Origin of the sequence: Bacillus sp. S10(2024) (assembly GCF_050473865.1) — a bacterium.
In the GTDB taxonomy this organism is placed as follows: Bacteria; Bacillota; Bacilli; order Bacillales; family Bacillaceae_G; genus Bacillus_A.
Genome location: NZ_JBFLUR010000002.1, coordinates 1,714,744 through 1,735,435 on the forward strand (window position 1 = coordinate 1,714,744; position 20,692 = coordinate 1,735,435).

The 20,692-nt window shown below is 34.8% G+C and carries 17 protein-coding genes and 4 pseudogenes; 5 read left to right on the plus strand and 16 right to left on the minus strand.

Features of this window, described 5'->3' with window-relative positions; genetic code table 11:
* Nucleotides 1-171: 171 nt before the first annotated feature.
* The 5 genes and pseudogenes from AB1280_RS08830 to AB1280_RS08850 form a co-directional block, all read right to left on the minus strand.
* Nucleotides 172-1,095 (minus strand): CobW family GTP-binding protein, encoded by a 924-nt coding sequence (locus AB1280_RS08830; RefSeq protein ID WP_429755605.1) that lies wholly within the window; start codon nucleotides 1,093-1,095, stop codon nucleotides 172-174.
* Between the two features lie 191 nt (nucleotides 1,096-1,286).
* Nucleotides 1,287-1,490, minus strand: coding sequence for a copper chaperone CopZ (gene copZ, locus AB1280_RS08835; RefSeq protein ID WP_429755606.1), 204 nt, complete (start codon nucleotides 1,488-1,490; stop codon nucleotides 1,287-1,289).
* Nucleotides 1,491-1,507: 17 nt separating this feature from the next.
* Nucleotides 1,508-3,904 (minus strand): heavy metal translocating P-type ATPase, encoded by a 2,397-nt coding sequence (locus AB1280_RS08840; RefSeq protein ID WP_429755607.1) that lies wholly within the window; start codon nucleotides 3,902-3,904, stop codon nucleotides 1,508-1,510.
* Nucleotides 3,905-3,915: 11 nt separating this feature from the next.
* Complete coding sequence (locus tag AB1280_RS08845; RefSeq protein WP_272190575.1) at nucleotides 3,916-4,227, minus strand: metal-sensing transcriptional repressor; 312 nt, start codon at nucleotides 4,225-4,227, stop codon at nucleotides 3,916-3,918.
* A gap of 218 nt (nucleotides 4,228-4,445) precedes the next feature.
* Nucleotides 4,446-4,547, minus strand: a pseudogene (locus AB1280_RS08850) (zinc-binding dehydrogenase); the annotation flags it as partial.
* A 300-nt stretch (nucleotides 4,548-4,847) separates the two neighbouring features.
* Here AB1280_RS08850 and AB1280_RS08855 point away from each other — a divergent pair.
* From AB1280_RS08855 to AB1280_RS08870, 4 genes and pseudogenes are all read left to right on the plus strand, one after another.
* Nucleotides 4,848-5,049, plus strand: a pseudogene (locus AB1280_RS08855) (hypothetical protein).
* Nucleotides 5,050-5,202: 153 nt separating this feature from the next.
* Nucleotides 5,203-5,379, plus strand: a complete 177-nt coding sequence (locus AB1280_RS08860) for a hypothetical protein (protein ID WP_429755608.1) — start codon at nucleotides 5,203-5,205, stop codon at nucleotides 5,377-5,379.
* A gap of 64 nt (nucleotides 5,380-5,443) precedes the next feature.
* Nucleotides 5,444-6,277 carry a VanW family protein gene (locus tag AB1280_RS08865; protein WP_429755609.1) on the plus strand — a complete coding sequence of 278 codons (834 nt, stop codon included), beginning with the start codon at nucleotides 5,444-5,446 and terminating at the stop codon, nucleotides 6,275-6,277.
* 876 nt (nucleotides 6,278-7,153) lie between these two features.
* A complete protein-coding gene (locus tag AB1280_RS08870; RefSeq protein ID WP_429755610.1) occupies nucleotides 7,154-8,449 on the plus strand; it encodes an Nramp family divalent metal transporter in 1,296 nt (431 codons plus the stop codon).
* Nucleotides 8,450-8,538: 89 nt separating this feature from the next.
* On the opposite strand, the gene AB1280_RS08875 is transcribed toward AB1280_RS08870, so the two are convergent.
* The 9 genes and pseudogenes from AB1280_RS08875 to AB1280_RS08915 form a co-directional block, all read right to left on the minus strand.
* On the minus strand, nucleotides 8,539-9,435 hold the full coding sequence (locus AB1280_RS08875) for a M23 family metallopeptidase (protein WP_429755611.1): 897 nt from the start codon (nucleotides 9,433-9,435) through the stop codon (nucleotides 8,539-8,541).
* 84 nt (nucleotides 9,436-9,519) lie between these two features.
* Nucleotides 9,520-10,560, minus strand: a complete 1,041-nt coding sequence (locus AB1280_RS08880) for a sensor histidine kinase (protein ID WP_429757315.1) — start codon at nucleotides 10,558-10,560, stop codon at nucleotides 9,520-9,522.
* Nucleotides 10,561-10,579: 19 nt separating this feature from the next.
* The gene (locus AB1280_RS08885; RefSeq protein ID WP_429755612.1) at nucleotides 10,580-11,278 is read right to left on the minus strand and encodes a response regulator transcription factor; all 699 of its coding nucleotides are present in this window, start codon (nucleotides 11,276-11,278) and stop codon (nucleotides 10,580-10,582) included.
* 236 nt (nucleotides 11,279-11,514) lie between these two features.
* Nucleotides 11,515-13,149, minus strand: coding sequence for a peptide ABC transporter substrate-binding protein (locus AB1280_RS08890; protein WP_429755613.1), 1,635 nt, complete (start codon nucleotides 13,147-13,149; stop codon nucleotides 11,515-11,517).
* A 152-nt stretch (nucleotides 13,150-13,301) separates the two neighbouring features.
* Nucleotides 13,302-14,609, minus strand: a complete 1,308-nt coding sequence (locus AB1280_RS08895) for a bifunctional S-methyl-5'-thioadenosine deaminase/S-adenosylhomocysteine deaminase (protein ID WP_429755614.1) — start codon at nucleotides 14,607-14,609, stop codon at nucleotides 13,302-13,304.
* Between the two features lie 98 nt (nucleotides 14,610-14,707).
* The gene (locus AB1280_RS08900; RefSeq protein ID WP_272190593.1) at nucleotides 14,708-15,067 is read right to left on the minus strand and encodes a YunG family protein; all 360 of its coding nucleotides are present in this window, start codon (nucleotides 15,065-15,067) and stop codon (nucleotides 14,708-14,710) included.
* Between the two features lie 46 nt (nucleotides 15,068-15,113).
* Nucleotides 15,114-15,560 (minus strand): GNAT family N-acetyltransferase, encoded by a 447-nt coding sequence (locus AB1280_RS08905; protein WP_272190594.1) that lies wholly within the window; start codon nucleotides 15,558-15,560, stop codon nucleotides 15,114-15,116.
* A 291-nt stretch (nucleotides 15,561-15,851) separates the two neighbouring features.
* Nucleotides 15,852-16,418 (minus strand): annotated as a pseudogene (locus AB1280_RS08910) (AAA family ATPase).
* A gap of 73 nt (nucleotides 16,419-16,491) precedes the next feature.
* Nucleotides 16,492-17,415 carry an alpha/beta hydrolase gene (locus tag AB1280_RS08915; RefSeq protein WP_272190597.1) on the minus strand — a complete coding sequence of 308 codons (924 nt, stop codon included), beginning with the start codon at nucleotides 17,413-17,415 and terminating at the stop codon, nucleotides 16,492-16,494.
* 217 nt (nucleotides 17,416-17,632) lie between these two features.
* Between AB1280_RS08915 and AB1280_RS08920 the strand changes: the two genes are divergently transcribed.
* Nucleotides 17,633-18,394, plus strand: a complete 762-nt coding sequence (locus AB1280_RS08920; protein WP_429755615.1) for a DODA-type extradiol aromatic ring-opening family dioxygenase — start codon at nucleotides 17,633-17,635, stop codon at nucleotides 18,392-18,394.
* 672 nt (nucleotides 18,395-19,066) lie between these two features.
* Here the strand turns inward: AB1280_RS08920 and AB1280_RS08925 are convergent.
* Nucleotides 19,067-19,573, minus strand: a complete 507-nt coding sequence (locus AB1280_RS08925) for a GNAT family N-acetyltransferase (RefSeq protein ID WP_272190601.1) — start codon at nucleotides 19,571-19,573, stop codon at nucleotides 19,067-19,069.
* A gap of 210 nt (nucleotides 19,574-19,783) precedes the next feature.
* Nucleotides 19,784-20,676, minus strand: a pseudogene (locus AB1280_RS08930) (GNAT family N-acetyltransferase); the annotation flags it as partial.
* Nucleotides 20,677-20,692 lie beyond the last annotated feature (16 nt).

Here is a 20,692-nt window from a genome sequence, read left to right on the forward strand (position 1 = left end):
AAAATTTCTTGAAGTACCTCTAACTTCTCCAACCATTCCCAAATCCCTTCCAGTTCACTTATAAATATTCACTAGGTAAAGTTTATATCCTAAATTAAAAAGGGAATGACTAAAAAATAGCCCTTCCCTCATTATTAATATATTCATCTAAAAACAACCGTACACAAACCCTTACAATTCAATTTGCTCCAAAATTTCTAGTTCTTTCTTCAGTTTCGCTTTATCTAAATTCTCTCCAATCATTACAAGGTTCGTAGGGAAACCAAAATCCTGTTCCAATAAAGATGGCACACCAAATGAGTATTGCAGTAAAGTTGGGTATTTATCACCATGAAATTTCACAAATCCTTTTACACGATAAATTCCCTCAGGTAAATTAGAAAGCCACTCGTACAATTTGCCCTGATCAATTGATTTTGTAAATGGATAGGTCATAGTTTGAATATGTAAATGCTGTTTCACATGTAACTTTTCATGATTTTGATCACTTGCTAGCTTTATATCTTCGAAATCCTCTAAAGATATATTACAATACTGTGTTTCATATAATTTTGCATGTGTATTTATTAATGCTACTTCCTCAACAATCCGTTTTTTATCTTCGTCTCTAAGTAAATCTGATTTATTGATAAGAATATGACTTCCAAACTTTATTTGTTCGTTTAAAAGTTGTTGTATGCTTTTACTTAATGTTTCCCGATTTAACCACCTGTTTGCATCTATTACAACAATAATGGACTTTACTTCAATATACGGAGCTAAAATAGGTGAGAGACAAGCGTCTAATACTTCAATCGGATGCGCAACGCCAGTTGTTTCTATATAAACCACATCCGGTCGCTCCTCTTGATATAAGGAATGTAGCTGAATTTCTAATTCATCTTTCATCGTACAGCAAATACAGCCTTTTAAAAGTTCTCTTAAAATATTTTCTCGTCCTACAATATCTGTATCTACGGAGTATTCACCTATTTCATTCATTAGTACTGCAACTTTTCGATTTTTCTTCTTTTCCGCTAATAAAAGATTTTGAAGTAGCGTTGATTTCCCGCTCCCTAAAAAACCACCTAAAATATGAATTTCTACTTTGTTCATATGTTTGACTCCCCATTTCTTTGTTACTACTTATACTTGCAGCTACATTTAAAATACCGTTAAAAAGTGTAATTATTAAAACTTAAAAAGATTACATAATGCCGGTAACAGACACAATAACTATACTTTAACATACTAAAAGGCCACTTTTCATAAAGCGACCTTTTTGCTAAAAATTATTGAATCTATTTTTATAGTACGTCATACCCTTGATCTTCAATAGCTTCTTTCATTTTTTCTACATCTACTTTTGCTTCATCATATTCTACATTTACAGTTCCCTCTTGTAACTGTACTTCTACATTTTGTACTCCTTCTAACTCTGTAAGTGCGTTTGTTACTGCCATTTTGCAATGATTACATGTCATTCCTTGTACGTTTAATGTGATAGTCATATTAAATTCCTCCATATTTATATTTTAACGCGTTTCAAGCGAAGTGCGTTCGTCACAACCGATACAGAGCTAAATGCCATCGCTGCTCCGGCTACCCAAGGTTCTAATAATCCAAATGCCGCAACAGGAATACCGATTGCGTTATAGAATAAAGCCCAAAACAAGTTTTGACGAATATTTTTCATCGTCTTACGACTTAACTCAATTGCTTTTGGTATATGTGATAAGTCACCGCCAACTAACGTAACATCTGCAGTTTCAATCGCTACATCTGCACCTGTTCCAATTGCCATACCAATATCAGATTTTGCAAGAGCTGGTGCATCATTAATACCATCACCTACCATCGCTACTCTCTTCCCTTGTTTTTGTAAATCCTCTACAATTTTAGCCTTATCCTCTGGCAATACTTCCGCAAATACATGGTCAATATGAACTTGCTTTGCAATCGCTTCAGCTGTACGTTGATTATCACCTGTTACCATGTATACTTCAATTCCCATTTGCTTCAGTGTTTCAATTGCAGCCGTAGAACTTTCTTTTACCGTATCGGCAACAGCGATTATTCCAGCAAGTTCCCCATCAATTGCGACAAGCATCGCTGTTTTACCTTGAAGCTCTAGTTTTTTCATCATTTCTTCATGCTGTGATATTTCTACTAATTGTTCATTCATCAATTTACGTGTTCCAACAAAAACCTTTTTGTTTTCAATATCCGCTCCAAGGCCATGACCTGGAATTGCTGAAAAGTGCTGTAACTCTTTCACTTGTATCTCATTTTGTTTTCCATACTCAACAATCGCATTGGCTAACGGATGTTCAGAAGCACTTTCCGCTGAAATCGCATAATCCAGCATACCTTCTTGAAATTCTAATACATCGGTAACTTCTGGCTTCCCTTTTGTTACTGTTCCTGTTTTATCCAGCAACACTGCATTGATCTTATGTGTTCCTTCTAGATATTCACCTCCTTTAAAGAGAATACCCTTCTCTGCTCCTTTTCCCGTACCAACCATAATCGAAGTTGGTGTAGCCAAACCTAGTGCACATGGACATGCAATGACAAGAATCGCAATTCCTACTTCCAATGCTTTTGGTAAATCTCCTGGTGTTATAAAGAAATACCATACAATAAAGGCAACTACAGCGATCGCTACAACAATAGGAACAAAAATCCCCGAAATGATATCTGCTAATCTTTGAATAGGTGCTTTAGATCCTTGCGCTTCTTCAACAATTTTAATAATGCCTGCTAATGCTGTGTCTTTTCCAACTTTCTCAGCTTGAATGGTCAGCATTCCATTTGCATTAATCGTCGCTCCAATAACAGAATCTCCTTCTTTTTTATCCACTGGAATAGATTCTCCAGTAATCATAGATTCATCAACAGAAGATACCCCCGAAATCACGATACCATCTACCGGTATTTTTTCGCCGGGTTTTACAATCATGATATCTCCAATCACAACTTCTTCTAACGGCACTCGCACCTCTTGACCATTACGAACAACAAGTGCATCTTTCGCCTGTAAACTTAGCAATTTAGAAATCGCTTCAGTTGTACGTCCTTTTGCCAATGTTTCAAAGTACTTTCCAACTAAGATTAATGTAATCAAAACAGCACTTGTTTCAAAATAAAGATCTGGACTGTAGTTTGCATTTCCTAATGTTTTCAATGCCTCATATAGACTGTAAAAGTAGGCTGCTGATGTTCCTAAGGCAACTAAAACGTCCATATTTGCACTTTTATTTCGAAGCGCGCGATAAGCACCTAAATAGAAATGCCCTCCAATATAAAACTGCACTGGCGTTGCTAATAAAAGTTGAAACCACGGATTCATAAGAATATGCGGCATTGGTAATCCGGTATCGAATGGCAAATGTCCAAGCATTGTATAAAGTAAAGGTAAGGACAAAAGAATTGAAATAATCAGTTGACGCTTTTTCGCCTTAATGATTTCTTCTTTTCTATCTGAACGCTTTTCATTCTCGTTGCGTATTTGCCCCTTATATCCAATTTTCTTTATCTTTTCGACAATACTTTCTGTTGAAACTAAACCTTCATTGTATTCGACAACGGCGCTATTGGTAGCTAAATTAACAGTGGTCTGTGAAACGCCTTCCATTTTATTTAATACTTTTTCAACTCGAGTGGCACAAGCTGCACATGTCATCCCTTCAATATCAAGGGTAACTTTTTCTGCCGATACACCATACCCTAATTTTTCAATTTTCTCTTTTATATTAGAAATTTCTTGCTGCGATAAATCATATTGAATACTCGCCTTTTCCATCGCTAAGTTTACGCTAGCTTCTACCCCATCCATTTTATTCAGTACTTTTTCAATCCGAGTAGCACATGCTGCACATGTCATTCCTGTTATTCCAAGCGTAACATGTTTTTGACTTTCCATCTTATACCCTCCTATTTTGAAAATTGCTTAATTACGTTCATCAATTCTTGGATTGATTCATCTCCATTTCCCTCATGAATTGCCTTTGCAACGCAATGCTTTGTATGACGCTCCAATAAAGAAAAACCTACTTTATTTAATGCCGCATTTATCGCCGAAATTTGAATTAAAATATCAACGCAGTAACGGTTATCCTCAACCATCTTTTGTACACCACGCACTTGCCCTTCTATACGTTTTAAACGTTTCATCACACTTTGGATTTCCTCTTCTGTTCGAGGAACCATTTTTTGATCTATATGATTTCCTTCGCAATGATCCATTCCTATCACCTCATGTATTGTAATACCAATCTTTATATACATTATACGGGTAGGGGGTATATAAAGCAACTGGCTATAAGTATATTTTGGAAATTTTTTTGAACAACATATAGATTTATTTTTTATTAAGCATTCTCATTAGAATCTCTAGATTATTTAATATTCACCATAATTATCCAAACTTATTTCCTCTTTATATAAAAAAGTATTCGCTTTTCTTAGCAGATTCTTTTCCACAAAATTATTACTACATTTCCCTTTTTGTGTCCTTTTTCTACGTATCTATGAGCCTCAGAAATTTGTTCCAATGGATAGCATCTATATAAATCCATTTTAATTTCTCGACATAGAGGTTACTGTTATGTAGACTGTAACACAACCTGTGCTCGCTTTGCCCCCTTTGTTTTAAAACATCGCATGTGGCAGGAAAAGGCACTGACCGCTCCTATGCACAGCCAGATGCTCTCGTCCTCCCCTAAAAATGTTAGCTTGATGGGCATGCCTCAGTACTCCTAATCGTAGTTACCAATTTGATAGATACGTTTTTAATTTCAAATATAACCCATAATTTGGTATTATTTGTATGCGGAATATTTTATTTGTACGAAAGGAGTAATTAGATGTTTTTACAAAAATATAAGGGTTTGATTCTAGGGATACTTGGTGCTGTCCTAGGGATACTATCCTTTGTTTATCTTAAAGATTTAGATTATATATAAGACGTGTCTTAAGTTATTTTCTGTAACATTAATAATCATAGGATGGGTTATTGCCTGTGATTCGAACCATTTCTATAAAAAAGAGGAGAATAACAACGTATAGGTATTACATTTTTATAAAAACCTGTTCGCAAATGGCTAAGCAAACAGGTTTAGCCGTATGGCACCCAAAAGTAAAATATGGGATAAAAAATTAAAAGATGTTGGATCTCATGTAAAGCCATCTTTCTTTTAAGGTATCTCGATTGTACCCCGTATGGAGATGATCGGTGGAAACCAAGTGATCTTTGGTAAGTCCAGTGATAGTAATATAACAGGAATGAAGATGATTGTTCCTACGAAAGATGGAAAAAGTGTATATCAAATAGTAATCACCGTTAGTATTTTAAATAAGGCTGAATTAGAAAAGGTTATGCTTTCCATACTGAAATAGAAAATAGTGTTCTAGTTTTTCTTGACCAGGTCAAAATATGAAAACTATAGAGAGAGGAAATAAAATGAATATAGTGAACTTACGTCCTAAACAGCGGTCTAAGTATCGTATTATACTAGGAACATGGTATTACTCTACAAAGAGGTACATCCAGTGGTTAGCAGACGGAAAAACATATGCAAAAACTTTACAACAAGAAAAGTTACCCTGTACAGCGATTCAGCACCGAACGATACTACTTCGTAAGCTCAAGGATGTAGATATGTGGTATCAACAGAATAAAGTTGTTAATTTAAAAATCGCCATTAAACAGCTAGATGGTATCGTCATTAGACCGGGAGAAACATTCTCTTACTGGCGTTTAATAGGTAAGCCTACTAGGAGAAAAGGGTATGTAGAAGGCATGATATTACACTATGGATCTTTTCAAGCGGGCATTGGAGGGGGACTTTGTCAGCTTTCAAACTTAATATATTGGATGACCTTACATACACCACTGACAGTAACAGAGCGATATCGTCATAGCTTTGATGTCTTTCCTGATTCTAAGCGGACCCAGCCGTTTGGAAGCGGAGCGACTTGTTCCTATAATTATTTAGACCTACAAATTAAAAATGAAACGGACCAACCGTATCAACTTCACCTTTATATCACAGATAAACATTTAGTTGGTGAATGGAGAACAGCCTATCCGCAGCTTTATCAATATGAAGTTTATGAAAAAGAACACTCAATCCAATCTGCATACTGGGGTGGTTATATACGACACAATGTTATTCAACGTAGAGTATATAGCCAACAGAAACAGTTTGTAGAAGATCAATATGTAACGGAGAATCACGCTATAATGATGTACGAACCATTATTAGCTTGTAATAACGAGGAAAATGGAGATTAATATAGCACACCAACAGTTTATCCGGTTCTGGTGCGAAAAATAATGTCATTGTGTACACTGAAATTATGCATAAAAAAGTATGTCACTCTTTCTCGTTAATATAAAAGAATAGTAACGTGCTTTTAACTTCAAGAATAGTCTAAAATCCTTAGCTTGATGGATGTGGGGTATCGTCATATTGCTATCAACTTAAGAAATACACTCTCCCCAAATCGAAAGAAATGAGCTGAATTCTCATAAATAACTGTAGAGATATAAAATTTTTGTTTTAGGAAACAACCAATTTCTTAAGTTGATGGGCATGGGGTATCACCAGCATTTCAGTTAAAATCTCCTAACCAAACAGAGATTTTAGACCAATGTTTACAAGAAGAAGTAAAACAAGCATTAGAAAAATTAAAAGAAAATAAATAGTTTCTTTTTCTATTAACTATTAAGTATACAAAAGCCAATTACGCTCGAACTATACCCTATAAAATAGACAATTGAATAAAGGCTTTAAAACTTAAGTACTTAAAAGATGGTTTCGGTATATACCGGAATCATTTTTTTCATGTCCTTTGATAGCGATGAACATTGTAAACAAAAAGCATAATTCACGGAACAATCACAACCACTATATCAAAACTTTGTTGCTACTATTTTTCATGCATGTAAATAACCATGACAAAACACTCTATTTCTTCTATACTTGATAAACACTTGATTTATGCATTATATACATGAATAACCTAGCACTATTTTTCCTAATGTAATATAATTTGCACAAAGGCAAAATTTATGTTCAAATAAAAGAAATATAGTTTACGTATTTGCATTTACTAAAATAAATAAAACAAATTGCATCAAGTTAACAAGCAAAAGGGGAAACAAAATATGACAGAAAACACAAAAGAACGTGAACATCTTCCGCCTAATAATAGGACAATGCAATCGGCACAGTTAGCTTTAAGCGGTGAAACAAAAGGGTTGAAACGATTATTACCTTTTTTAGGCCCCGCTTTTATCGCGTCTGTTGCTTATATTGATCCAGGGAATTTTGCCACGAATATTGCAGCAGGGTCCCAATACGGTTATTTACTACTTTGGGTTATCCTTGTTTCAAATTTAATGGCAGTGCTAATTCAATCCTTATCAGCCAAATTAGGAATCGCCACTGGGAAAAATCTTCCTGAAGTTGCTCAGGAGCATTTTCCAAAACCTGTTTCCATTGGTTTATGGATACAAGGTGAATTAGTAATTATGGCAACTGATCTTGCTGAGTTTATCGGTGCTGCTTTAGGATTAAATTTATTATTTAATATTCCACTGCTACCCGCTGCACTCATTACAGCAGTAGGTTCATTCATTATTCTAGAGTTTCAACGCAGAGGATTTCGTCCACTAGAAGCAGTCATTACTGGCATGGTCTTTATCGTTGTTATTGCTTTTGGCGTCCAAGTGTTTTACGCAAAGCCAGAACTAAGTCCTCTTCTATCAGGGCTTTTCGTTCCTCACTTTCAAGGTGTAAATAGCATTTTACTGGCAGCAGGAATTTTAGGCGCAACCGTTATGCCACATGCAATTTATTTGCATTCTGCTTTAACACAGAGACGTGTAGTAGGAACAACAGATGCAGAGCGAAAACAAATTTTCCGCTTTGAATTTATCGATATTGTAATCGCAATGGTCATTGCTGGAGCAATTAATGCGAGTATGTTAATTGTAGCAGCTTCCTTATTCTTCAAAAATGGACTACATGTCGAAGATTTAGATGTCGCTTTTCATGAATTTGGCCATCTAGTCGGACCTGCATCAGCAGCTCTTTTTGGAATTGGTTTACTAGCTGCCGGTTTATCCAGTTCTTCCGTTGGTACGATGTCCGGTGATATTATTATGCAAGGATTTATCCGTATGCAAATTCCTTTATATGTGCGACGATTTATTACAATGGTTCCACCGCTTGTTATTATTGCATTAGGTGTGAATCCAACTCATGCCCTCGTAATGAGTCAAGTCGTTTTATCATTTGGAATTGCATTTGCATTAATTCCACTTATTGTCTTTACAAGTAAAAAAAGTATTATGGGTGGTCTTGTCAATCATCGTGTTACAACAGCACTTGCATGGATAATTGCGGTATTAATTATCGCTTTAAATATATTTTTGTTGTATCAAACATTTGTTGGTTAAGAAAAAAGAGAATGTCTACAACTCTAAATGATTAGAGTTGTATGGCATTCTCTTTTTTTGTTTTAGTATGTATAAGGAAAATAATGATTTCAAATTGGTGAAATGACATCGCCCGTCGGTACATCTCTTCCACCTTTTGTGCGAATCCCACCTTTGGGCATAGATCGTCCGTCTATATCGCGAAAATATAATGGTAATCCTTCAGTAAGAAACATACTCGTCTTAGATGGATCTTGCCGTTGATGATGAATGTGTAAATGCGGCTCACTAGAACTTCCAGAGTTACCAACACGAGCAATTACTGCTCCTTCTTCTATGTGTTGTCCTGCCCTCACTTTGACAGATCCCTGTTTTAAGTGAGCAAGAACAAGATATGTTCCTGTCTCATCTAACCGTATATAAATATGATTACCTACCATAGACTTAAAATTCTCATTTCCTGGTGTTAAATCAGCTTCTGAATCTTTTACAGATATCACCACTCCTGAAGCAGGCGCTATTACCTCCACTCCGTATATGCCATAATCCTTTAATTGTGAACTTGTTACTCCTTTTTGTTGAGCAATAATATCATACGCCCAACGTTGATTTGGCTCGATAGCATGGTAATTTGTTTGAAGTCGATCTCCTCCCCACCCTATCCGAACAGTTTCATTAAACGGAAGTCGAATTGTTACTTTCGGTGTAGCCAAATCAACATTTATTGGATAAGCGATTTGTCCAATTCCAACAAACCAGCATGCCGGCCAAGCTGCTGCTGTGGATAGAATAAAAATCGTAACGGTTGTTTTATGTATTTTACTTCTAGAAAACCATTTACCCACTATTACACATAATGTAATTATTACAATAACGAAACCTACTATACTAAAAGCTTGCATTCCCCACCAAGCAAAAACAGAAACAATACCAGTAGCTAAATAAACAGAACACCACCCTACCACTAATACTGTAATAAAAATCATTATTATCCATTTCTTCCACATCGTATTCCCTCCATTTGTCATGTCTCATATTAAGATCGTACAAAATAATAATTACGACATTTGAAAGAAATACTTACAAATCTCTTACAGTTTTATTGAATATTGCGGCAAAATGAGTGTAAATACTGTTTCCTTGTCATCGCTACATGCGGTAATATCACCTTTATGTATATTGGCAATGCTTTTAGCAATAGCAAGTCCCATTCCTTTTCCACCAGTATGAGCACTTCGTGACTTTTCTCCCCGATAAAATTTTTCAAATATATAAGGGATATCTTCTTGTGAAATTTTCTTCCCATAATTTTTAAAGCTTATCCTAACATCCCTATCCTCCTGAAAAATTAGCACATCAATTTTCTTTCCAGATTTCCCATAAAAAATGCTGTTGCTAATTACATTTTGCATTAATCTTACTAGTAAACTGATATCAGCTTCTATTTGTAAATCTTGATTACACTCTATATGAAAGGTCATTCTTACCACTTCTAATTGAGGAATAAAATCAATCATAACTTGTTCTACTAATTGTTTAGCTCCTACTATTTCTTTATGTAACTGAATTTCTCTATAATTAATATGACAATATTCAAGTAAATCATCTACTTGATTTTTCAATTCATGGCTTTTACGTTTTACAACTTCTACATATTGCTGACAGTTCTCTTTGTTCATATCAAGATCACGTTCTATTAAATCAACATAACCAATTAACGATGTTACTGGTGTCCGCAAATCATGAGAAATATTACTAATCATCTCATTTTTCATCTTTTGTGCGGATTTCTCCTTTTCAATTGAACCTTTCAAACTGTTTGTCATTTTATTAATATTTGTTGCAAGTTGTCCTATTTCATCATTCTTCATTGTCTGTATCTGTACATCTAAATTCCCCATGCTAATTTCTTTCACATTTTGATTAATTTCTTCTAATCTCGTTATCATATTCTTTGATAATAGATAGAAAAAGAATGAAATGAAAATAAGAAAAACAACAAAATATAGAAAAGAATACTTCTCCTCTAATTCCGCTGTATTTTCATATACATGATTAATAGCATTTTGAAAGAACACAATACATAAAGTCGCTAATACAATACTGCATATAAAAATGAAAAAAAGCTTCATTCTTAACCCTTGAAATAATTTAGCTTTCAATTTTATATCCTACTCCCCATACATTTTGGATAAATTTTGATTCTTTCGGATTCACTTCTATCTTCCCTCTTAATCTTGCTAGATGGACCATCACAGTATTATTGCTTTCATACGCTGTTTCTCGCCAAACACTTTCATAAATTTCTTCTAGTGTAAATACGCGGTTTGGATGTGTTACCATCAGATGCAAAATCTCATACTCTGTCTTTGTAAGATTAATATGTTCTCCATATAACAGTACCTTTCTAGAAGCTTCATCTATTTCTAATCCCCTTATTTGAATCTTCCTTTCAAGCATGTGTACCGGAGTTTGGTTTAAGTATGTATATCTTCTTAACTGCGCTTTTACTCGTGCTACCAGCTCAATTACACTAAATGGCTTCCCAATATAATCGTCTGCCCCTGTACTTAATCCAATAACTTTATCTACATCCGTTGATTTCGCACTTAAGAACATAACAGGTATATTATAATTTTCTCGTATTCTCCTGCACACTTCAATTCCATCCATCGTTGACATCATAATATCAAGGATTGCCAAATCAATATCATGTTCCAAAAATAACTGTAATGCTCGTTCTCCGTTATAAGCTTTTACAACTTTGTAGCCTTCTTGCTGTAAATACACTTCAATCATTTGAACAATATCCTTATCATCATCCACGACTAATATAGATTGTTGTTTCATACTTCATCCTCTTTTTCGTTTGAAATATTTTCCATAACTTCATAGTATCATGTTCATAACATAAAAACTTCTAAATATTCTAAACTCCAAACAATCTATATCCATTTTGATCAACATATAAGTCACTTCTATGCATGACCAAATGCTCATGCCCACTTAAAAAGGTTTATTTGCTTAAATGCTATAAAAAAATAGCTAAGGCTTATCTAAAGCGCTTAGCTATTTAATCTCTTAATCTATTTCTCTTTTCCACTTATATAAGCATGTTTATACGTATAAACACCGCCAAATTGATGCTTTTCAATACCTTTTACATATTCCTTTTGAAGGTATGCTGAGCCAGTATGGTAAAGCGGTGCAATAGCAGTGTCTTGTAATAAGATTTTTTCTGCTTCTTGCATGGCTTTCCAGCGTTTTTTCTCTTCTAATACAAGATCATTTTTCGCATTATTTATAAGTTCATCATATTGCTTATTAGAATAATTCATTTTATTATTTAGATTATCTGTCGTAAATAATTCTAAATAACTAATCGGATCTTTGTAATCCGGTCCCCATATAAACATCGATATATCATACTGTCCTGTTTGTTCAAGTTGTAATTTTTGTTTAAATAGTTGCGGTTTTATTTTTATTGTTAATCCTTTTAAATTCTTTTCAAGTTCTCCTTTTATATATTCCGCTATCTGCTTTGCTTGGTCCTGTTCAAATGTTAAAAATTCAAGTGTTATCTGTTCTACACCGAGCTCTTTTTTCGCATCTTCCCAAAGTGTCTTTGCCTTTTCAATATTATATACGGCAAGATTACCGTTTTCTTTTCTAAAATCTTTTCCATCTTTTTCATTTTTATAACCTTCTGGTACAAGTCCTTGAGCTGCTGTTGAACCGTTGTTGAGAAAATGATCTACTACTGCTTCTTTATTTAAAGCCATAGAAATCGATTGTCGTAATTTTGTGTTTGCTAGTGCAGAATTCTTTTGATTAAATCGCAGCATAGCTATAGCAGGGTCTTCCGTTGTATGAAAGTCACTTTTCCCTTTATATTTATCAACAAACGAAGAGTTAATTGGTGTACGATCGACACCACCAGTTTCATACAAATTAACAGATGTCGCTGTATCTTTTACAATGTGAAAATTAATTTCTTCTAATTTCACGTTATTTTTATCCCAATATGTATCATTTTTCTTCAACTTAAATTCTTGTTCATGTTTCCATTCCGATAATACAAATGGACCATTGTAAATCATATCTTCTGATTCTAACCCATACTTATTTCCTTTTCCCTCAACAAACGATTTGTGCTGTGGTAAATAAATAGGAAGTGTCAATAAATTAAGGAAGTATGGAGCTGGCTTCTCTAACTGTACCTCTAATGTAACATCGTCAATCGCTTTTACACCAAGTTGATCTACAGCTAAGGCTCCTTTATTTATTGCTTCTGCATTTTTTATGTAAAATAATATGTATGCATATTGTGATGCTGTTTTCGGGCTCACTGAACGCTGCCATGAATAAACAAAATCATTTGCCTTTACAGCATCCCCATTCGACCATTTCGCACCTTTACGCAAATGAAAGATATATGTTTTTCCATCTGTACTTTTTTCAAAAGATTTTGCAACACCAGGCACTGGATTATCTTTCTCATCAAGTACATATAGTCCTTCAAAAATATTTTGCATGACATGCGATGATGTACCGTTCATAGATTTCGCAGTATCTAAAGACGGAATTTCTTCTGATATCGTTACGTTTAATACTTGTTTTTCACTTACTTCCTTCTGTTTACTCGAATTATTACTACAAGCTGAAATCAATAAGGTGGTGGCAAGTATAATTCCCATCAGTAGTCGTTCATGTTGTTTCATAAATCGGCTCCTTTAATTTAATTATAAAGCGCTTTATATTATAACAGAATAATTATCTTAAAAGTGTTACATTTCACCGAATTTTTATTCTTCCAAATATAAACAAGAAGTCTATTCTTTCATTTAATGAAAGGATAGACTTCTCTTATTACTTACATATTCAATCCTTGTTTATAGCGGCTTGCTTCAAAAATAATACGCTCTTCATCTAACGTTTTACATTCACCGTTCCAGACAATATGTTTTCCATTAATAACAACATCTGAAACGTCTTTTCCACTTGCTGCGTATACAAGATGTGACAAGACTTCTTCTGCAGGTTGTAAATGCGGCTTTTTAGATGGATCAATTGTAATAAAATCGGCACACTTGCCTACTTCTAATGACCCTGTTTGACCCATCCCGATTACCTCTGCTCCTACTTTTGTTGCTAATGTGAGAAGTGTTTCAACAGGTAATGTTGTCGCGTCTTTATGAACACCTTTTTGCAATAAAGTCGCAATGCGCATTTCTTCAAACATATCTAAATTGTTATTAGAAGCAACACTATCTGTTGCAATTCCGACTTTTATACCGTTCTCTAACATTGCGCTAACGTCCGCGATACCTGATCCTAATTTTAAATTACTAATCGGATTATGAGCAACGCGCACATCATGTTCCGCTAAGAAAATGCGCTCATTATCATTCAGCACAACACCGTGGGCAATTACTGTCGGTCTTTGGAACAATCCACAATCTGCTACATACTCTACTGGCCGTTTTCCATATTGTGCTTCAATATCTTGAACTTCACGATCTGTTTCAGAAAGATGAATATGGACCATCGTCTTATTTTCCACTGCAATTCGTGCGCACTCTTCTAACATTTCCGTAGAACATGCATACGGACTATGAGGAGCAACCATCGTTGTTAACATACCATCTTTATTGGCATAACGCTTCACATACTTCTCCGCTTCCTGAATTGCCTTCTTTTCATCTTCTTTCGTTCCAAAGCTAAATAATGTTCGAGAAACAGCAGCGCGCATGCCACTTTTACGAACAGCTTCCATAATAGAATCCTGATCTACTCCAATTGGATTAAACATATCAGAAAATGTTGTTGTTCCGCTTTTCACCATTTCTAATAAGCCAAGCTCTGTGCTCGCAACAGCAAGTTCTGGTGTAAATTGACTTTCGAGCGGCCAAATTCTCGTTTCAAGCCATGGCTTTAAAAGCATGTCATCACCTATGCCACGCAAAATGCTCATCAAGACATGCGTATGCGCATTCACCAAACCTGGCAATACCCATTTTCCATGAAGGTTAATGACTTGATCCACTTCTTTTCCGCTTGGTAATTCTCCTGATTGTACTTCTATAATTCGATCATCTTCTACAATGATATATCCATTTTTCAACACTTCATTTTTTTCATTTAAAGTCACGATTGTAGCGCTTACATATGCTGTTTTCAAAAGAATTTCCCCTCTCGACTCTTTTAGAAATAAATATCCTCTTCAAATAAGTTACTACCGTTATAGTAACTTATTTATCGATAAGAGTCAAAAGATAATTAATACAAGATACATTCCTTTATATGGATACGAACCTTTTGTTTTAAAGCATCATATTGTATTTCATTTGTATCTGCAAATGCTTCTTTTCTATTAGAAAGAACGTCCATATATGTAATCTCTTCAAAAAATTGTGATGCTGTAAAATCATACCTTTTACCGTTGATTCTGTTATAAAAATGCCACCCTTCAGAAACTTTCGTTTTCATGATCTCTCCTCCAAAGAAATCATTGATTAGTAATGCTGTTACACCACATTGCCCTTTCGCTGGATTGTCTAGTGTCCATTTTGTGCTTGTCTCTTTTGACCAAGATTGAAACAAAACCTCTCTCATCTGTTCTATTACCATATACATCATACTTAGCATCTCCTAACTGAATTCAAAATATCTAATGAAAATTAATTTACACATCATACCGCAATAGTGGCAATACACGATTTTTAAAAACAGTAGAAGGGGTTTCTCCTATTAATTTCGCTCCCATTTTTACATAATACCCTTTCGCATTTGGATCACTATCAATCGTAAAACTCTTTATATTTAACTCAACTGCTTTTTGAACAACGCTTTCCCAAAGAATTCTTCCATAGCCTTTTCCTTTGTATGTTGGGTGTAGATATAGAAAATCAAGACTGTCTACTTCTTTTCTCAGAAAAGAAAAAAAGCCGATTATTTCTTGGTTTTCTTCTAAAATGTACACATAATTATTCTTCATATATTGTTCTGTAATTGTTAAGTCTTCCTTACACGCCAATATAAATTCTTCACTATAATCCCAAGTTGCTTTTGAGGATAATGCGACGTTACTTAGCTTATTTGCTTCTTTTAAAAATGCTTCCCTAACAATCATTGATTTCTCCCCTTTTGCTCTCGTATAGATACAGAAAATAAATTTCTTTTATTTCCGAATATTCATTGTAACATCATTTTATATTCTCAAAAAACAACCTATGCAATAATCACTTTACTTGTGAGGTACAAAATGTAAAATAACACACTATTTTTTAGTACAAATTTTAAATAATCCACGAGTAAATTCACACAAAAAAAGAACTTGGAAACTCTTCCAAGCTCTTTATAAATTCAACTGTGTTCTTCTTTATCTAACGCCACTTAATAATTATCAACGAACTGAGAGTAATCATAAACATTCAGCAATATGAATAACCTCTTTAATAACAAAATCAATTTCTTTATTGTCTTTAATGATAAATAAATGATCTGCCTCACCTTCTGTTGGATCTGTTACATCTTCTTTTAGGGATTCAGACTGTTGCCGAACAAGCACTTCCTCAAAATTAGAGTACGCACCTCTAAATATATTAGTACTTCGTCCACTTTGAGTAACTCGTTTTTGAAGAATATCATCTGGAATATCAAAATGAACCAAGATACGGACAAACTCATCTTTATGAAACAATCCTTCAAGCAAATACAATCGTCCATTTCAACTTCGATTTGAGTTGCAAATAATAAGATTTAAATCAGTGTGCTCTTTGGCATAATCGACAATTAGCTTCGAGAGAGCATGTTTAAGAATATTAGGTCCTCGTTTTGGTTGTAAACTCTTATAATAAGTGTTTATAAATTCAGCGTGGTTATCTTGGTCCATAACAAATGAGTTATTTAACTTTTTTTCTAGAACTCTTGCAAATGTAGTTTTCCCACTATGCGTTTTACCTACTGTAATAATTACTAACCTTTTCATCACTTCAATCTCCATTGTCTAACACACAGCTAATACCACTCATAATTGTTGAACCTTTTTCTGTTACAAACCGCTACTGTATATGCTTGTCTAACCAAGAAATCACATCTTGGAACACTTCCTGTCTGTTTACCTCATGGAGCATTTCATGCCTTCCATTCTCATACAAACGAATTGTTACATCTATGACACCGCATTTTTTATACATGTCATACACTTCTTGTACACCTTTTCCCATGTTTCCAACTGGATCACGGTCTCCCGAAAAAATATAAATAGGTAAATCTTTTGGTGTTTTCTTATATGCTTCAAGCTTGTTCACAGTTAGCACACCGTTAAATAATTCACGGTAAAAACTCGTTGTACAAATAAACCCACATAATGAGTCTTCTATGTATCTATCAACTTGATTCGTATCAGATGACAACCAATCAAACTTCGTACGGTTTGGCTTAAAATGTGAATTAAAATTACCAAATGATAAAAAGTTCAGCATCGGACTTTTCGCTTTTACACCTCGAAGTTTCATTTCCACGGTTGCTACTTTATGACCAATGACTCCCAAAAGTCCCGGATTCCCTCCCGTTGCTGAAATAAGAAATCCATTATATAATTCACCGCGAATCTGCACAGCACGCCTTGATAAAAAAGAACCCATACTATGTCCTAATAAGAAAAGTGGACAGCTATATTTCTTACGAATTAACTCTGAAACATAAATCACGTCAGAAACAGCTTGATTCCAGCCCACATTCGGCTCAAAATGGCCGTAATCTTCTTCCTGCTTTACTGTTTTTCCATGTCCCCGATGATCATGAGCATATACCCCATATCCAGCATCTAACAATGATTCAATACATTCTATATATGCACCAGCATGTTCCGCCATACCATGTGCAATTTGGACAATCCCACGAGGTTTATTTTCTGGTAACCATTGACGTAAATAAATTTCCGTTCCATCCGACGTCATTACGAATCCTTCTTGTCTATTCATTTTGACTCCCCCAAGCCTATAATCTATTTCACAACAATATGAATCTATCCCCCACAAAATGAACCATGATTCATTTTTCTTCCTATAAATTATATGTAAAAGCTTTCCTTATTACAAATCATGAGATTTTCATTTCTGCCACTTCATTCTTGACGAAACAATTTTAAAGTTATATAGTTACTTACATAAAGTAATTAAATTATCGGAGGTAATAATTATGATGCCATCATTATTTTTAGCACATGGTTCTCCTATGCTAGCCATTCAAGATACAGACTATACAGGTTTTTTACAAACACTTGGTGAAACATACAAACCAAAAGCAATTGTCATTTTTACAGCTCATTGGGAAAGTGAGATTTTAACGATTTCTTCTTCAAACAATGCATATGAAACAATTTATGATTTTGGCGGCTTTCCTTCTGAATTATATGAAATCAAATATTCTGCAAGAGGTTCATCAACCATTGCAACAATGTTAGAAGAGAAATTTAAAAACCGAGGGATTGCCGTTCAAAAAAATATAACACGCGGATTAGATCATGGTTCTTGGACACTCCTACACCGTATGTATCCAAACGCTAATATACCTGTCGTTCAAATCTCAGTAAATCCATTCCTCCCTGCAAGAGAGCAATATGAAATTGGAAAAGCCATTCAGGGACTTGGAAAAGAAGATATTTTAGTCATCGGCAGCGGTGTTACGGTGCACAATTTACGGATGCTAAAATGGGAACAAACTATACCTGAACCATGGGCTGTTGCATTTGACGAATGGCTCATTGATCAAATTCAGAATAACAATACAGAGGCCCTATTCAACTGGGAAGATGAAGCTCCCCATGCACGTTTAGCTGTTCCAAGAGCAGAACATTTTGTTCCTCTATTCATTGCAATGGGAAGTGGCAATGAAAAGCCAAAAATAATTCATCGCAGCTATGAGTTTGGAACTTTAAGTTATCTTTGTTTACAATTTTAATTACTATGTATACAAGTAAAAAACGACATACCCCTTTTCTTTTGAGAGGGGCGAGAGCATCTAGCCGCGCATAGAAACGGTCATGGTCTTTTCTTACCACATGTCATATTAAAACAAAAGGAGTAAGCAAGTAGCGGTCATATTGCATTCTGCGTAGCAGTGACTTATATGGATATTGGCAAAGTGTTTATGAAAGATGTCGATAAAGACGAAAATGTAATTAAAACTTACTCTAAAGCCGAAATAAAACAGATACAACAACCAACGCAACAGCAGAAGCAAAACGGTCTTCGCCAAAACATGAACGGGTACAGTTTAAACGCGTACCCGTTCGGCGCAATGTCCTTTAGTAGTTACAAATGGATTTGGGGAGGTACTATGTTTTATCGCTCTAATACTATATATATATACAAGAAACAGAACGAGTGAGCTGGCTACCAATAATTCATATATGAGAGAAGCACGCATTTGGGGTGCGTTTGACGGCGGTATGTCAATCGTTGTTAATCCAACATTTAATCGGATATGCAAATTATTATAACCCTAAATTCCTCAACTACGACGGCGGGACTATCTATCTCAACGAGGGAATAGTTTATTATGGGTAGCCCCGTATTTCACTAAATCGCTAGGTAACGTGCCAAAATGGACTAAATATGTATAACGGATTTATTATTTAAAAAGTAAAGCTGGTCCTGTAAAGGTTTGTGTTAAGCACAAATCATCTTCATCCATTTTCTCAATTTCTTGATACTCAATCTCATTTCTTTGATAGAATTTTTTCCAGAAAGCCACTGCTCTCGAATTGCTTTTTAATTGGGCCACATAATATGTTCCCATGTGTTGTTTGAAAATCTCTAAAATGGCTTGATCCGCTATTTGTTTTCCTCTATACGACTTTAATAAGAAAAAATCGTTAATACAAAAGTCTGTTTCTGGGGCCGTAAATGGTACTTTCGCTAATAGGATAAAGCCAACATATCTTTCCTCATATTTAATGAAATACGGGATAAGCTCCTCACGAGTACAAATAAGTTCAAAAGCATCAAATTCAAAAAATCCATTTTCATTTGGATGAAGGGTAGGGGAGAATTCAGATAAATCATGTAAGTATAGGGCATAGAAATTCTTTAATTTTTCTAGCTGTTCTGTGGATACAGCTTCTAATGTAACGTTCATTTTAATCCCATCCTTTTTAAAAATAATTTTTTTGCAATGTAAAAATAAAGCATTCCTCCATATTCTTTAAGTGTTTCCACTAAGTTTTGTACGTTCTCTTTAAATTGAAACCCAAGCTTTTCTAATATTTTTCGGTACTCTGCATCTAGACGGTAAATCCGTTGATCAAAGCAAAAAACTTTATCAATTTCTTTTTTATTTTCTAACGGAAACTTCCTTATCAAAGCGAACAAATTTACTCTGCACTTTCATTCCAGCTGTTTCGTATACGCGAGGTGCGCCTGTCATATTCTCAGAATCTACATGTAGATGAACTTTTGTAATCCCTTCTTGGTGTAATTGACCAAATGCATGATGTAATAGTGCTAATCCCAATCCTTGTTTACGCCTAGAACGACTTACACCTAAGTGAGTAATTTCAGCTTTATTGTCAGTGCCCTTTTTACTAAAGATAAAACCAACTACTTCATCTCCATGCATCGCTAGTGACCATAATGTAGGATGGAAGCCCTCTCTTTCGGTACGTTCCAAAAACTCTTCTAGCGTAGAAGGATGCGAATTCCAGTGGTCTGCAAAGGCTTCATTAAAAGCTTGATGCAACCTTTCATCGTCCACACCTGATATGTAATGTCGTACAGTAATATCTTTTGGCCATAATGGTGATGAAACATTTGATTTTAATTCAATTCCCATCCCCCACCAAATACGAGTTGGAATAAAACCAGCTTCTTCTAATATTTTTTCCTCATAGTTATTATTTGCTTGTGTTACAATCATACCGTCCAAGCTAGGTGAATACTCTACGAGCTCCGTAGCACGCTCTTCAAGCTTCGACCATAATGAATATTCAATGTCTTGATTAATATAATCAGGATTTATGAATACAGCAGAAGGAAATTGTCTTTCATTTCCAGTAAGAATTCCGTATCCGATTACATTTTCATCTTCATTTATAACTACATAAGAGCTCTTACTCACATCAATACCTTTCCATGAGTTGATAATATTCTCTTCTGTTGTATCAATTTCACCGTAAATAGCTTGATCATAAGTTCTTCTTGTGTAGTTGCTCTAACAAATAGACCATTCACTAAGTTCCTCATAAACTCCATCTTCCTT

Coding starts and splice junctions, on each gene's coding strand:
- AB1280_RS08830 (WP_429755605.1), bottom strand. CDS start 1,095: ATGAACAAAGTAGAAATTCATATTTTAGGTGGTTTTTTAGGGAGCGGG.
- copZ (WP_429755606.1), bottom strand. CDS start 1,490: ATGACTATCACATTAAACGTACAAGGAATGACATGTAATCATTGCAAA.
- AB1280_RS08840 (WP_429755607.1), bottom strand. CDS start 3,904: ATGGAAAGTCAAAAACATGTTACGCTTGGAATAACAGGAATGACATGT.
- AB1280_RS08845 (WP_272190575.1), bottom strand. CDS start 4,227: ATGGATCATTGCGAAGGAAATCATATAGATCAAAAAATGGTTCCTCGA.
- AB1280_RS08860 (WP_429755608.1), top strand. CDS start 5,203: ATGGAGATGATCGGTGGAAACCAAGTGATCTTTGGTAAGTCCAGTGAT.
- AB1280_RS08865 (WP_429755609.1), top strand. CDS start 5,444: ATGAATATAGTGAACTTACGTCCTAAACAGCGGTCTAAGTATCGTATT.
- AB1280_RS08870 (WP_429755610.1), top strand. CDS start 7,154: ATGACAGAAAACACAAAAGAACGTGAACATCTTCCGCCTAATAATAGG.
- AB1280_RS08875 (WP_429755611.1), bottom strand. CDS start 9,435: ATGTGGAAGAAATGGATAATAATGATTTTTATTACAGTATTAGTGGTA.
- AB1280_RS08880 (WP_429757315.1), bottom strand. CDS start 10,560: ATGAAGCTTTTTTTCATTTTTATATGCAGTATTGTATTAGCGACTTTA.
- AB1280_RS08885 (WP_429755612.1), bottom strand. CDS start 11,278: ATGAAACAACAATCTATATTAGTCGTGGATGATGATAAGGATATTGTT.
- AB1280_RS08890 (WP_429755613.1), bottom strand. CDS start 13,149: ATGAAACAACATGAACGACTACTGATGGGAATTATACTTGCCACCACC.
- AB1280_RS08900 (WP_272190593.1), bottom strand. CDS start 15,067: ATGATGTATATGGTAATAGAACAGATGAGAGAGGTTTTGTTTCAATCT.
- AB1280_RS08905 (WP_272190594.1), bottom strand. CDS start 15,560: ATGATTGTTAGGGAAGCATTTTTAAAAGAAGCAAATAAGCTAAGTAAC.
- AB1280_RS08915 (WP_272190597.1), bottom strand. CDS start 17,415: ATGAATAGACAAGAAGGATTCGTAATGACGTCGGATGGAACGGAAATT.
- AB1280_RS08920 (WP_429755615.1), top strand. CDS start 17,633: ATGATGCCATCATTATTTTTAGCACATGGTTCTCCTATGCTAGCCATT.
- AB1280_RS08925 (WP_272190601.1), bottom strand. CDS start 19,573: ATGAACGTTACATTAGAAGCTGTATCCACAGAACAGCTAGAAAAATTA.